Genomic DNA, 13719 nt, shown 5'->3' on the forward strand with positions numbered 1-13719 from the left:
AAATATTCTAGAACGAAAGGAAACGCCATGACTCAGATCAACCGACGCACCCTTCTAAAGGGCGCCGCTACGCTGCCAGCCGCCGCTGCCCTTACCGGAGTGGCAAGCCCGACGCTGGCTGCCGGACACTCTGCGACACCGGGCGCGGCCCTCTACTCTGCGCCCCTCGGTCGGTATCGCATTACCGCCCTGTTGGATGGGATCGCACCACTGGGCAGGGGGTTCTTTTTTGGCAGCGAAGCGATCGACCCGCTGATGGAGCAGATCGGTATCGGTCCCGATGCGTTACCTGCGCCGGTTTCCGCATTTCTCCTGCAATCCGACGAGCGTACAATTTTGATCGACGCCGGAATGGGAGAGCAGGAATTGCTGGGTCCAGGCTTTGGCGGCCTGATTCCCGGACTTGCTGCGGCAGGTGTCACCCCCGACGATGTCGACATGATTGTTCTGACCCATGCGCATCCCGATCATCTTGGCGGTTTGATCCGTGGCAGTGAGGCCGTGTTCAAGAACGCCGAATTGGCCTTGGGTGAAGTCGAAGCAGGCTTCTGGACCGATGAAGCGATGATGGCGCAGGCGCCGGATGAGGCGAAAGGTATGTTTCAGTTGGCCCAGACCGTGCTTGGGGCCTATGGCAATCGTGTGACGCGTATCGCCGACGGTGCCGAGGCCGCGCCCGGCCTGTCCATGATGCTGTCTCCGGGCCATACACCGGGCCACTCGATTGTGCGGATCGATGGTGGCGATCGGCAGTTGCTGATGATCGCTGACACGCTTGCGTCGGCCGATGTTCACACGGCACTGCCCGATGTTGGGTTTGGGTTCGACAGCGATCCGGTCCAAGCTGCGGAATCCCGACGCCGCGTCTTTGACATGGTGTCGGCTGACAAGACGCTTGTCGCGGGCAGCCACATCCACTTTCCGGGCTTTGGCCGTATCCTCGCGGATGGCGAGGCGTATCGCTACGTCCCTACTACCTGGATGTGATTTAGCCATCAATAGGGGCGCTGCAACGCGCCCCTTAATCAGGCGCTTGCCTGTTGTCTCATATAATGCGGGCCATTCGGCCCATTAAGTTCGTGTACGAAATATTTGCTTGCCAATCAAAATTATTGTTCTAGTTGTAGTCCAAAGCAGCAGTGGACCGGCCGCTTCAGAGAGGACCCCATGGACAAGCTTGTCGATTTGAATGAGAAAGCCGTCCGCAGCGCGGCGGTGTGCGGTTCCGGACCTGTGCCCATCCGGTTGATCGGGTTGTGCCAGAACGTAAACCGTCGGAGCGTTCAGTGATGGCCGAAACTGATACACACGACGCGTCCGGTCTTCTTTGTCTGGACAGCCAGCTTTGTTTTCCGCTCTACGCCGCGACCAACCTGTTGGGCCGCGTGTACCGTCCACTGTTGGATCCTCTCGGTCTGACCTATTCGCAATATCTCGTCATGCTGGTTCTTTGGGAAGAGGGGCCGGTTCATGTCGGTGGCCTGGCACGGCGTCTTCATATCGACAGCGGTACGATGACCCCGATGTTAAAGCGGATGGAGAAAATCGGCCTGCTGACCCGGACGCGCGACCGGGCCGACGAACGACACGTCATGGTGCACCTGACGCCGGACGGTGTCGCCCTGCGGACCCGCGCGGCGGAGGTTCCGGTTGCCTTGTCTCACCGGATCGGTGACCGGCTTGGGCCGGGTGCGACCGAGGCGCTGCGCACCGCCGTGCGCGATCTTGTCGATCTTCTGGCAGCGGACCTTGCGAACATATCCGGTGATCCAGCACCGCAGGCGGCGCTCCCGCATTCCATCAAATGACAACAACGAGGACCAGATGACAGAAACAACTCTCTTCGGCTTCGACGGATCGACCTTCGTGCGCACGGTGCGATGCGTGCTGGCGCGTAAGAGCATTTCTTACAACCAAGTGCCGGTCAACGTCCTGGAAGGCGAAACGCAAGAACCCGATCATCTTGAACGCCACCCGTTCGGCAAGGTTCCTGTTCTCGATATCGACGGGATGCGTCTGCGTGAAACCGATGCAATCGTGCGGTACCTCGAAGCGCGCGACCCTGAACCACCGATGTTTCCCAAGGATGCGAAAGAACGCGCGAAAGCGGACGAGAACGCTGCGCTGATCACCAATTACGGCTACGACGCGATCATTGGTTTTGTGGCGTATCACCTGTTCCCCGATGTGGTCGGCGGAAAAAACGAAGAAATGAGGCAGTCCAATCTGGATCAGGCCAGAAAACTGATCAGGCTTGTTCTGGACAACAAGAAAGATGCGCCATTTTTTTCCGGTGACGCACCCGGTTTCGCCGACTACCTGCTCGGGCCGCTCATTGCGTATGCGACGATGACAGAGGATGGCGCCGCGATCTTGTCCCTCGACGGCATGCAGGACTGGTGGGACAGATTAAGTAATGACGAAGCGTTCGTGGCCACTGCGCCGGACCTTGGCTGAGAAAAAAGGAGAACCGAGAAAATGATCAAACTTACTTTGAATGGCGAACCGCGCGAGATCGCGGCGGCCGGGGATACGCCGCTGTTGTGGGCCCTGCGCGATGAACTGGGCCTGACAGGCACCAAATTCGGCTGCGGAGTCGCGTCCTGTGGGGCGTGTACGGTGCATGTGGACGGAGCGCCCGTACGCTCGTGCCAGACCTTCGTGGGAGACTTGGACGGGGCCACGGTGACGACGATCGAGGGTGCGCAAGACGCCACGACCGAGGCGATCCGCACAGCCTGGGTGGAGTTGGAGGTGCCGCAGTGTGGCTACTGCCAGTCAGGCCAGATCCTGTCGGCGACGACGCTCTTGCGGGACACGCCCAAACCAACCGACGACGATATCGACGCGGCAATGGACGGAAACCTGTGCCGTTGTGCCACCTACGCACGGATTCGCAAAGCAATCCATCGCGCATCCGAGATTATGGAGGGTTAAGATGCTGAACAGATTTATTGCACAGACCATGCCGACGCCCGCGCTCACGCGCAGGGGATTTTTGAAACTGTCTGCCGGAGCCACGGGCGGCTTGATGTTGGGCGCCGCCCTTCGGCCCGTATCCGCCGCAGCGCAGGGCGCCGCCGACGGGCTTGCCACGCCATTCGTTCACATTCGTCCCGACAACACCGTGGTGGTGATCGTCAAACACCTCGACAAGGGGCAGGGAACAGCCACGGGTCTCGCCACGCTGGTGGCGGACGAACTTGATGCGGATTCGGCACAGGTCACCACAGAGTTCGCGCCCGCCAATACCGATCTTTATGCAAATACTCTGATGGGCGTGCAGGGCACGGGCGGGTCGACCGCGATGGCCAATTCCTGGCAACAGTACCGCGAGGCCGGAGCCACTGCACGCGCGATGTTGATCGCAGCAGCGGCACAGACCTGGGGCGTCGATCCCGCCGGCATCAGCATCGCGAGCGGTCAGATCACTGACGGATCACAGTCAGCCAGCCTTGGCGACATGGCCGAGACTGCCGCAGGGCAGAGCGTGCCCGAAAGCGTCACCCTCAAGACGCCTGATCAATGGGTCTATATCGGCAAGTCCTTCCCACGCGTTGACGTGGTTCGCAAAACTCAAGGTGCGACCAATATGTACGGGATGGATGTGGCCATGGAAGGGCTCGTCTACGCCGTCAGCTTGCGCAGTCCGCGTTTCGGCGGCGTATTGGCCGGTCTTGACGCCGAAGAGGCGCGGGCGATGCCCGGCGTGATCGATGTCATTCAGTTGCCAGATCGGGCGACGGTGATCGCCGAGTCGACATGGCAGGCCATTCAGGCCCGCGACGCGCTGTCAGCGGAATGGGATTTCTCGCAGGCCGAAAACCGGGGAACCGAAGAGCTGCGGGCCGAATACACCGCGCTGCTGGATGAGGACGGTATTGCATTCCACAGCGCCGTCGTATCGCAGGCCGACACTGAACAGGTGATCGAAGCGGACTACTCTTTCCCTTACCTCGCGCACACTCCGATGGAGCCGATCGATGTGACCGTTCGTTTTGACGGCACCGAAGCCACATTCTGGACTGGATCGCAGATCCAGACTCTGGACCAGAACATAGGTGCGCAGGTGCTCGGGATTGATCCCGGTTCGGTTTCGATCGAGACCCTCTGGGGCGGCGGATCTTTCGGACGCCGTGCGATCTACGACAGCCACTATGTGGCCGAGGCGGCAATGATCGCGAAAGCGTGGCTGGAAACGCACGGGGATGCCCGGCCGATCAAACTGGTCTGGACCCGCGAAGACGACGTGCGCGGCGGTTATTACCGTCCGATGCACATGCACCGTGTGCGCGCCGGTCTTGACGCCGACGGCAATATCACTTCGTGGGAGCAACGCGTGGTGGGGCAGGGTATTGCCATCGGAACCGCGTTCGAACAGTTCATGGTTCGGGATGGTGTCGATGCCTCTTCGGTCGAGGGCCTCGGGGAGCATTCGGCCTACACCATTCCGGGATGGTCGGTTGATATCCACCATCCGGAAGTTGGCGTGCCGGTTCTTTGGTGGCGCTCGGTCGGGCACACCCACACCGCGTATGTGGTTGAAACAATGATGGACGAACTGGCGGAAGCGGCTGGTGCCGATCCTGTGGAATTTCGCCTGCGCTATCTTACCGATCCGCGCGCGCGCGGGGTGTTGGAATTGGCGATTAACAAGGCCGGCACGGTACCCGAGGGCCTCACACGGGGCATCGCGGTGCACAAGAGCTTTGGCTCTTACGTTGCCGAGGTTGCGGATGTCCGCATCCGCGAAGACGGCACTGTAAAGGTCGAGCGCGTGACCTGCGGTGTCGACTGCGGCGTGCCGATCAACCCCTCGAACATCGAAGCGCAGGTTCAGGGGGGACTGGGCTACGGTCTTTCCGCGATCCTGCGCGAGGAGATCACCCTGACGGAGGGTGAGGTAAACCAGTCGAACTTCTACGATTACACACCACTGCGGATCAGCGACATGCCGCAGGTGGATGTCCATATCGTTCAGTCGACTGAGGCCCCTACCGGCATCGGCGAGCCCGGTACACCGCCCATTGGGCCTGCCGTGGCCAATGCCGTACGCCGGGCGACCGGCACGATCGTGCGCGAACTGCCGTTTTCGCTTCATGGACTAGCCTGACCACGGACTGGCCTGACCGAACGAATGGTCCATTGACGCGCGCTGCTTTGTGGCGCGCGTCACCTTTTTGTCTGACGCCGTGTGCTTGGATACACCAATCCAGTTTCCTTATCTCATGCCTTGAGAACTCACATTCCTTTCGCTAATAATCTAACGCGTGTTAGATTATTAGCGAAGAGAGCAAATGTCCGGACCCCTACACAACCTCAGAATTATCGAACTCGGCCATGTCATCGCCGGCCCGCTTTCAGCCGCCTTGCTTTCTGATTTCGGTGCGGATGTCATCAAAGTCGAAGCACCGAACCGAACGGACATGATGCGTGACCTCGGACCCAAGGCCAAGGACGGGGTTGGTGTTTGGTGGAAGACACTAGGCCGCAACAAGCAGACTCTGGGTCTGGATTGGAAGTCGGACGAAGGCCGGGGCATCCTGCGCAAGCTGGTTGAAGGTGCCGATGTCCTTGTCGAGAATTTTCGACCAGGCGTGCTTGAGCGTGCGGCCATCGGGCCGGAAATACTGCATGAGTGGAACCCGGATCTGGTTATTCTGCGCGTGTCCGGCTACGGACAGGATGGCCCGATGCGGGATGTACCTGCTTTTGGCCGTGCGGCTGAGGCCATGAGCGGTCTGGCGCATCTGACCGGTTTCACCGACGGGCCGCCGATGCATCCCGGGTTTCCGGCGGCAGACAGCACGACGGGGCTGATGGGCGCATTGGGGATCATGATCGCACTGCTTGCCCGCGAACAGGGAACCGTACGCGGTCAGGTCGTCGATCTTGCAGTGTTCGAAGCCTTGCTTCGGTTGATGGATTATCCCGTTCCTGCCCTGACGGGCGCTGACCATTCGCCGCGACGCAACGGGCTGCGCCAGCCGATGGACTTTGCGCCGGGGGGTATGTTCCGCACATCCGATGGGGTATGGCTGACCGTCTCCGCAGGAAGCGCGGAGACCGCGCAACGGCTGCTGCGCGCCGTCGGCGGTGACGCGTTGGCCGATGATCCGCGGTTCGCAACCCTTGCCGAGATGTCACAGCACATGACCGTGGTTTTCGACGCCATCAATGATTTTGTCACGCAGCACACACTTGCCGAAGTTGAAACGGAATTCGCGCGTCATGATGCGGTGGCCTCGCGGGTGCTGAGCGTCGAAGATATTACAACGAACGCGCAAATCCGCCATCGTGGCGACATCGTATCGGTCGAGGGTGAGCCGACCAAGGTTATCGGCCCGGTCCCGCATCTCAGCGCCACACCGGGCGCGCTTCGGTGGCTGGGACGCGGGCCTGGTGCAGACACGCGCAGCATTTTGTGCGAGCTTGGGTTTGACGACGAACGGATCACAGCCCTTTACGAGGCGGGGATCATAGGGCTGGACGACACGACAGACACTCCGTGACATTTCCTTGACGGATGAGCGGAGGGAGTTAAGCGACCAGATCCTGTGCAGGTGTACCCGGTTCGACGAAGACTATCGATTACAGCGCGATCGCGACGGTGGGTTTTCCCATGACCTGTACAGGGGCAATGACTGGCGGCAGGTGCCTTGGGATCGGCGCGCAGGAACAGGTAGATGACGCAGGTCTGGGATTGCCGAGGCGACCGTCATAATGCAGGCAATCGCGGAATTGCGGGCCGGTGTCAGCTGGGTCTCGGTAATCCTGTTGTGAGGTTCGGCACCGATGCGCAACCTGCGCGCACGTTGGAACCGATGATCGGAGAGCACAAAAAGCCTGTTTCGAATACCTCCAAGTTCAAGACTGCCGCGGCGTGGCAGGGGCGGTCGACACGCCGTGCATGAGTTCAAAGTCCGGATTTCGATGGCGCAGGTTACCGACAAGAAGACGGTTTGATCCCGTTCTACACCGACCTCGACTGCATTAAAGAGGCGACCAAGGCATCACAGATCACCGTTAGGAGATTCGGATACGCCAAGGTATACCACGTCAAACGGCGGATGAGAGAGACCCTCTTGTTCCGCACCGTACTCGAGACGACGCTAGTGATTTCGTTGCCCGCGGTAGGAAAATGGTTAGTTTATAATAACCTACTAGGAGAAAACGAATTGCGGAAGCAGGCGAAATTCTTCGCTTGATTATTTTCTAACACGCGTTAGATTATCCGAATAACCCCGAATGGGGGAAAAGGGAGGAAGCGTCATGAATGAGACGCAGTTTGGGTCTTCGCGAGAAGACCTGTCAGCACGCTCGACCGTGTTTGCACGCGATCTATTCGAAGCCAAGACTGTTGTAGTCACCGGTGCGGGCGGTGGATTGGGTTTAGCGATTGCGGCCCTGTTTGCCAAGCTCGGAGCAAATCTTGCGATAAACGGACGTAACGAGGAGAAACTGGCGTCTGCCAAGGAATTTCTCGAAAGTCTGGGTGCCAAGGTCTTTGCCATGCCGATGACGATCCGGGACCCCGAACAGGTCGAAGATTTCGTAGCTGCGGTCAATCAGGAATTCGGGTCGATCGACGTTCTGGTCAACAACGCGGGAGGGCAGTTTCCGCAAGCCGCTTTGGATTTTTCTCCGAAGGGCTGGAACGCTGTCATAGATACCAATCTCAATGGCACCTGGTGGATGATGCAATCCACGGCACGGCATTGGGTTGCGCAAAAGCAATCGGGTTCGATTGTGAACATCGTGGCCGATATCTGGCGCGGGATGCCCGGCATCGCGCATACCTGTGCGGCCCGGGCAGGTGTGGTATACCTGTCCAAATCAGTCGCCGTGGAATGGGCGCCGCATGATATCCGCGTGAACTGCGTGGCGCCCGGCTGTTGCGAAAGCACCGGTTTCGGAAACTATCCCGCTGAAGGCGCCGCAACTTTTCAGGATTCCAATCCGATGCGCCACGCCGGGGATGAATGGGATGTTGCAGAAGGCGTCGTCTATCTGGCGGCCAATTCCGGGAAATTCGTGACCGGAGAAGTTCTTAACATCGACGGCGGGCAACAAATGTGGGGTGATCCCTGGCCAACAGGGAGACCGGATTATTTCCGGATTTCCTGATACCAAGACCGAACCTAGCGAGGGACAACAGGATCCAGATGATGACGCAAAGAACAACAGATGCCGGTACCGGTGATGGGGCAATACTGGAATGTCGCGGGATCGAGCGGCGGTTTGGCGGTATCGTCGCCGTCACAGGTGTCGATCTTGTCATTCAACCCAAGGAGATTTTTGGACTTGTCGGTCCGAATGGCAGCGGCAAGACGACACTTACAAACGCGATTACGGGTTTTTACCCTCCCAACGTCGGGACTGTCCGGCTGGGAGGTAAAGACATCACGGGCACCGCGCCACACAAGGTCGCAACGCTCGGGGTTGCCAGAACATTCCAGAACCTAGCCCTGTTCAACGGGATGAGCGTTCTGGATAACATTTTGCTCGGGCGGCACATTCATATGAAGCCGGGGGTCATCCGCACGGCGCTTTATTGGTGGGCCGCACAGCGGGAAGAAATCGAGAACCGCAAGATCGTCGAAGAGGTGATCGAATTTCTTCAACTGGAGAGTATTCGGCACGAACTGGTCGATGGTCTGCCCATCGGACTTAAAAAGCGGGTCGAGCTTGCGCGCGCACTGGTCGCGGAACCGAAGATGCTGATTCTCGACGAACCGATGGCTGGCATGAACCAGGAAGAAAAAGGGTATATGTCCCGTTTCATACTGGATGCGCGGGCCGAACGGGGCGTCAGCGTTCTGCTGATCGAGCACCATATGGATGTAATCATCGGCATTTGCGACCGTATGCTTGCGTTGAACTACGGTGAAATGATCGCCAGCGGCATACCGAGAGAAGTCGTAAAAGACCCAAGGGTCATTGAAGCATATGTTGGAGGGTCGCATGGCTGAGGGGATGACATTGCAAAATTCCGCCAACGAGACATTTGGAAAGCTGCTGGCGCGGAACGCGGCAAACCATGGATCGGATATCGTGGTCCGCGAGAAAGAGCGCGGCATCTGGAGAGAAAGCACCTGGGCCGACTACGTGGACGAGGTACTGGCCTGCGCGGCCGGTCTCGAAGTGGTCGGCGTAGCGCCGGGCAAGGCCGTTCTGATACTTGGTGACAACCGTGCACGTCTATATCAGGGCATGCTTGCGATCTCATTGCTCGGTGCTTACGCGATGCCGGCCTATCCGGGTGCTACGCTCGAAGAACTTCAGCATTTCCTCGGCGAAGTCGAAATCGTTGCGGCCATCGCAGAAGATCAGGAACAGGTCGACAAAATTCTCGAATTGCGCAGCGCAAGTGCGAGCGGCATTGCCCATGTCATTTACGACGAAACGCGCGGCCTGGGAACATATGAAGATGACGGTCTTATGTCATGGGATCACCTGATCGAGATCGGTCAACGCGAACTTGACGGGGATGCGGGCCGCCGCGAGGCCATTCTGAACAGGGCGAAGCCCGAAGACCCGGCGATTTTCATGCACTCTTCCGGAACGACCGGCAAACCGAAAGGTATCGTGCTGAGCCAGAAGAACGTTCTAGCGGCGGCGAGGAATGGCCATGCTGCGGGCGCCTTCGACGAGAACGAGGAAATCCTCGCCTATCTGCCGATGGCCTGGGTGGGTGACTTTGCTATTACTGTCGGGGCGGCGTTGCTTTGGCGATTTACCGTGAACGTGCCGGAGCGGCAGGAAACGGTCGTGCGCGATATGCGGGAAATCGCACCTACCTTCTATCTGGCGGCACCAAGAAGTTGGGACCAGATGCTGACAACGATCCAGGTCGGCATGGAGAATTCGACCCCGTTCAAGAAATGGCTGTACCATTTCTTCATGGACCGGGCGGTTGCTGCCGAGACGCGCAAGCTGAACGGCAAGAGTGGCGGCGCGTTGGAGCCTTTGGGACGGCTCCTGGGCGAGGCGCTTGTCTTTGGTCCGATCAAGGACCAGTTCGGGATGAGCCGCCTGAAGAATGCGTTCACCGGCGGCGAAGCAATCGGCGAAGATACTTTTGTTTTCTATCGTGCTCTCGGGATCAAGCTTCGCCAGCTCTATGGCCAGACCGAAAACAGCGCGATCAATGCCATACAGGCGCCAGGAGAGGTACGCCTTCATACCGTTGGAAAACCCGCGCCGGGCGTCGAACTGAAAATCGCGGAGGACGGGGAAATCCTGATGCGTTCAGACAGTGTGTTTGAAGGCTATTTCAACAAACCCGAAGCGACCGCCGAAGCCCTCGAGGACGGGTGGCTGCATACTGGCGATGCCGGCTACATCGAGGACGATGGCCATCTCGTGGTTCTGGGCCGTGTGTCGGAAGTCATGCACACAGCCGGGGGTGAACGGTATGTGCCGAACTATATCGAGAACCGGCTGAAGTTCAGCCCGTACATCAAGGATGCGGCAGTTCTTGGCGCCGGACTGGATGAACTGACGGCGATGGTCTGCGTAGATTTCGAGGCGGTCGGACACTGGGCAGAGGTGAACGGTGTGCCGTATGTATCTTATGCAGACCTGTCGCAGCGCGACGAGGTGGCCACGCTGCTGCACGAGGCGTTTCTGCGGGTAAACAAGGCTCTCACCGAGCCGTTGCGTCTGCAACGGTTTGTCAGCCTGCCGAAGGAATTCGACCCGGACGATGGCGAGATCACCCGAACGCGCAAACTGCGCCGCAAGGTCGTTCAGGAACGCTATGCCGACGTTGTCGCGGCACTCTACGACGGTTCAAAAGAGGTCCATGTAAGCGCCCAGGTGACTTACGAGACCGGAGAAGTAGGGAAGGTCGAAAAGAGCCTTCCCATCAGGGAGGTATGAATGGATTGGGTCTTTCTAGCAGAGCTTGCGATTAACGGCGCCTTGACGGGTCTGCTATATTCGCTTTTCGCCATCGGCCTCGTGCTGATTTACAAGGCCTCCTCGGTGCCCAACCTGGCACAGGGCGGGCTGACAATGGTCGGAGCCTATGTGGTTCTCGCTCTTTCACATGATGCGGGTCTGCCACTCTGGCTCGCTATCCCGCTTGCTGCGTTGATCATGTTCGGCCTGGGATTCGGCATCGAGCGTGTTGCGCTGCGCCGGCTCGCCGGTCGCCCGGTCATTATGATCCTGATGCTGACGCTGGGTCTCGATATTTTCCTGCGGGGCACAACGCTTGCGATCTGGGGCGGGACGTCCCGGTCGATGGAGCTGGGGGTCAGCTATGAACCGCTGTTTCTGGGCGATCTTTTCATCAGCCGGATCCACCTTGTCGGCGCCGGGGTCGCGATCGCGCTCTTTGTCGGTTTCATGGTGTTTTTCCGCAGCCGCACGGGCATCAAATTGCGGGCGATCGCGGATGATTACATGGCGTCGTGGTCGGTCGGGATTTCAGTCGAGCGCGGCGTCGGACTGTCGTGGGCCCTTGCTTCGGTAGTGGCCGTGGCCGCAGGCGTCATCTGGGGCGAGATTCAGGGCGTGGACCAGGCGTTGTCGTTGCTGCTGCTCAAAGGTCTGACAGTTGCTGTTCTGGGTGGCCTCGACAGCATTCTGGGTGCCGTAATCGCCGGCATCATCCTCGGTATCCTCGAAAATGTGGGCGCTGACTTCCTCGATCCGCTCGTCGGAGGCGGAAGCCGGGAACTCATCGTCGCCGCCGTTCTCATACTTACAGTGATGATCCGTCCGCATGGACTGTTCGGTCGTCACGAAATCGAAAGGGTGTAAGGGATGTTTTTCCGACTTTCCGGTGTCCATCATGCCAATTATGTCTCGGACAGCCGTGTATTCAAGATACCTGCTGACCGGAACCTGGCCGTGTTCGTCTTCCTGTTCGGACTTGCGGCACCGTTCATCGTGCCGTCGCTCTATCTGAACAGTTACATGCTTCCATGGCTGATCTGGACGGCCGCTGCGCTTGGCCTGAACCTTGTTACGGGGTGGGCCGGACAGCTTCATCTGGGGTATGCTGCGGTCATGGCTGTGGGTGCGTATTCCGCGATCCATGCGGTCCGGTTCGGGATCCCTTGGGAATTCGCGCTCATCATCGGCGGGCTGTCATCGTCCGTGATCGGCAGCCTGTTCGCCTTCGCCGCATTGCGGGTCAAAGGTCTCTATCTTGCGCTTACGACGCTGGCGATGCAGTTCGTCATGGACTGGGTGCTGACCCACTCACCGACGATTACGGGGGGGTCCCACGCATCGCTGCAATCTCCGACACTGGCACTGCTCGGGCAGGAGATTACCTCTGACGCGGGCTATTACTATGTTGCCTTCGGCTGGTGCGTACTGGTGACGATCTTCATGCTGAATCTGAAACGTACCGGACTGGGGCGGGCGTTGGTCGCCGTACGCGAAAAGGACTTTGCCGCCGCGATCCTGGGGGTGAACAGTTTCTACTACAAGATCCTCGCCTTCGCGACGTCGTCCTTCATTGCGGGCGTCAGTGGTGCCTTGCTGGTCGCGACATTCTTCTTTCTCGCCGCGCCGGAACAGTTTTCGGTGACAGTTTCGATCCAGGTGCTGGCGATGGTGATCGTCGGCGGGCTGGGCAGTATCATCGGGTCCTACTTCGGCGTTGCCCTGATCCTGCTCGTGCCGGGCGTGGTGAACGGGCTATTTTCGACGGCGAGCCAGTCGCTTGGAATGCAGATCAACGTCGAAACGCTCGCCCATATCCCGAACGCCGTCTATGGCGCGCTGATTGTCGTAATACTTCTGATCGAACCTTTGGGGCTTGGAAAGCTCTACGGCAATATCAGGGACTATCTGATGGTCTGGCCCTTCGATCAGCTCAGGAAGTAAAGAGGAATGACGATGGAAAAGAAGGTCGAAGCCCAGCCAATACTGTCGATGAACAGTGTCGAGGTGCTTTATGACAACGTGATGCTGGCAATCAAGGGTGTCTCGATTCAGGTGCCAAAGGGCGAGATGATCGCGCTTCTGGGTTCCAACGGAGCGGGTAAAAGCACGACTTTGAAAGCGATCAGCGGTCTTTTGAAAGCTGAAAGAGGACGTGTCAGCCGGGGTGAAATCAAATTCGAAGGCACCGACATTACCGAGATGCTCGCACAGAAGCGCGTGGAGATGGGTATTTGCCATGTCATCGAGGGACGGCGTGTCTTTGAACACCTCACCCCGGACGAGAACCTGACAGCAGCCGCACCGATGGGCATGTCCCGATCAGAGCTGGATAGGGAAAAGGAGAAGATATACAATTATTTCCCCCGTCTTGCGGAGCGGCGCAATTCGCTTTCCGGCTATCTGTCGGGCGGAGAACAGCAAATGCTGGCCATCGGCCGCGCGCTGGTGACCCAGCCGACTCTGCTGATGCTGGACGAGCCGAGCCTTGGTCTTGCGCCCTTCCTGGTAGCCGAGATCTTTGGCATACTTCAAAAAATCAACCAGGAAGAAGGTATGTCGGTGCTTTTGGTAGAACAGAACGCCTTGGCCGCTCTGGAGATCGTTTCAGAAGGATATCTGATCGAGAACGGTCGTGTTGTCATGAACGGCACGGCGGCGGCCCTCAAATCCAACTCCGACATTCAGGAATTCTATCTCGGAGGTGGTGAAGGTACGGATTTCCACAATGTCAAACACTACAGCCGACGCAAACGTTGGCTGAGTTGAGGTTCCAAACAGGCACTGTTCAGGGAGGAAGAGATGAGATTACTT

The 13719-nt window shown here is 58.7% G+C and carries 12 protein-coding genes; all 12 read left to right on the forward strand.

Features of this window, described 5'->3' with window-relative positions:
* Positions 1-27 precede the first annotated feature (27 nt).
* Positions 28-987, forward strand: a complete 960-nt coding sequence (locus Q1A06_RS15455) for an MBL fold metallo-hydrolase (RefSeq protein ID WP_299565591.1) — start codon at positions 28-30, stop codon at positions 985-987.
* A gap of 302 nt (positions 988-1289) precedes the next feature.
* The gene (locus Q1A06_RS15460; RefSeq protein WP_299565594.1) at positions 1290-1808 is read left to right on the forward strand and encodes a MarR family transcriptional regulator; all 519 of its coding nucleotides are present in this window, start codon (positions 1290-1292) and stop codon (positions 1806-1808) included.
* Between the two features lie 16 nt (positions 1809-1824).
* Positions 1825-2457 (forward strand): glutathione S-transferase family protein, encoded by a 633-nt coding sequence (locus tag Q1A06_RS15465; protein WP_299565597.1) that lies wholly within the window; start codon positions 1825-1827, stop codon positions 2455-2457.
* A gap of 21 nt (positions 2458-2478) precedes the next feature.
* Positions 2479-2937 carry a (2Fe-2S)-binding protein gene (locus Q1A06_RS15470; RefSeq protein WP_114865604.1) on the forward strand — a complete coding sequence of 153 codons (459 nt, stop codon included), beginning with the start codon at positions 2479-2481 and terminating at the stop codon, positions 2935-2937.
* Position 2938: 1 nt separating this feature from the next.
* Positions 2939-5113: a xanthine dehydrogenase family protein molybdopterin-binding subunit gene (locus Q1A06_RS15475; RefSeq protein WP_299565602.1), complete on the forward strand. Its 2175-nt coding sequence runs from the start codon at positions 2939-2941 to the stop codon at positions 5111-5113.
* A 184-nt stretch (positions 5114-5297) separates the two neighbouring features.
* Positions 5298-6512: a CoA transferase gene (locus Q1A06_RS15480; protein WP_299565605.1), complete on the forward strand. Its 1215-nt coding sequence runs from the start codon at positions 5298-5300 to the stop codon at positions 6510-6512.
* Positions 6513-7272: 760 nt separating this feature from the next.
* Positions 7273-8127, forward strand: coding sequence for an SDR family oxidoreductase (locus Q1A06_RS15485; protein WP_114865600.1), 855 nt, complete (start codon positions 7273-7275; stop codon positions 8125-8127).
* Positions 8128-8165: 38 nt separating this feature from the next.
* Positions 8166-8972, forward strand: a complete 807-nt coding sequence (locus tag Q1A06_RS15490) for an ABC transporter ATP-binding protein (protein ID WP_200796238.1) — start codon at positions 8166-8168, stop codon at positions 8970-8972.
* 4 nt (positions 8973-8976) lie between these two features.
* On the forward strand, positions 8977-10884 hold the full coding sequence (locus Q1A06_RS15495; protein ID WP_299565614.1) for an AMP-binding protein: 1908 nt from the start codon (positions 8977-8979) through the stop codon (positions 10882-10884).
* Positions 10885-11772, forward strand: a complete 888-nt coding sequence (locus Q1A06_RS15500) for a branched-chain amino acid ABC transporter permease (RefSeq protein ID WP_299565617.1) — start codon at positions 10885-10887, stop codon at positions 11770-11772.
* Positions 11773-11775: 3 nt separating this feature from the next.
* Entirely contained in the window at positions 11776-12849 is a 1074-nt protein-coding gene (locus tag Q1A06_RS15505; RefSeq protein WP_299565620.1) for a branched-chain amino acid ABC transporter permease, read from the forward strand.
* Positions 12850-12861: 12 nt separating this feature from the next.
* The gene (locus Q1A06_RS15510) at positions 12862-13674 is read left to right on the forward strand and encodes an ABC transporter ATP-binding protein (RefSeq protein WP_299565623.1); all 813 of its coding nucleotides are present in this window, start codon (positions 12862-12864) and stop codon (positions 13672-13674) included.
* Positions 13675-13719 lie beyond the last annotated feature (45 nt).

Origin of the sequence: uncultured Sulfitobacter sp. (genome assembly GCF_947497275.1) — a bacterium.
Taxonomy (GTDB): domain Bacteria; phylum Pseudomonadota; class Alphaproteobacteria; order Rhodobacterales; family Rhodobacteraceae; genus Sulfitobacter.

Bases quoted from the DNA above. Each gene is read 5' to 3' on its own strand.
- Q1A06_RS15455 (WP_299565591.1), top strand. From the start codon at position 28: ATGACTCAGATCAACCGACGCACCCTTCTAAAGGGCGCCGCTACGCTG.
- Q1A06_RS15460 (WP_299565594.1), top strand. From the start codon at position 1,290: ATGGCCGAAACTGATACACACGACGCGTCCGGTCTTCTTTGTCTGGAC.
- Q1A06_RS15465 (WP_299565597.1), top strand. From the start codon at position 1,825: ATGACAGAAACAACTCTCTTCGGCTTCGACGGATCGACCTTCGTGCGC.
- Q1A06_RS15470 (WP_114865604.1), top strand. From the start codon at position 2,479: ATGATCAAACTTACTTTGAATGGCGAACCGCGCGAGATCGCGGCGGCC.
- Q1A06_RS15475 (WP_299565602.1), top strand. From the start codon at position 2,939: ATGCTGAACAGATTTATTGCACAGACCATGCCGACGCCCGCGCTCACG.
- Q1A06_RS15480 (WP_299565605.1), top strand. From the start codon at position 5,298: ATGTCCGGACCCCTACACAACCTCAGAATTATCGAACTCGGCCATGTC.
- Q1A06_RS15485 (WP_114865600.1), top strand. From the start codon at position 7,273: ATGAATGAGACGCAGTTTGGGTCTTCGCGAGAAGACCTGTCAGCACGC.
- Q1A06_RS15490 (WP_200796238.1), top strand. From the start codon at position 8,166: ATGATGACGCAAAGAACAACAGATGCCGGTACCGGTGATGGGGCAATA.
- Q1A06_RS15495 (WP_299565614.1), top strand. From the start codon at position 8,977: ATGACATTGCAAAATTCCGCCAACGAGACATTTGGAAAGCTGCTGGCG.
- Q1A06_RS15500 (WP_299565617.1), top strand. From the start codon at position 10,885: ATGGATTGGGTCTTTCTAGCAGAGCTTGCGATTAACGGCGCCTTGACG.
- Q1A06_RS15505 (WP_299565620.1), top strand. From the start codon at position 11,776: ATGTTTTTCCGACTTTCCGGTGTCCATCATGCCAATTATGTCTCGGAC.
- Q1A06_RS15510 (WP_299565623.1), top strand. From the start codon at position 12,862: ATGGAAAAGAAGGTCGAAGCCCAGCCAATACTGTCGATGAACAGTGTC.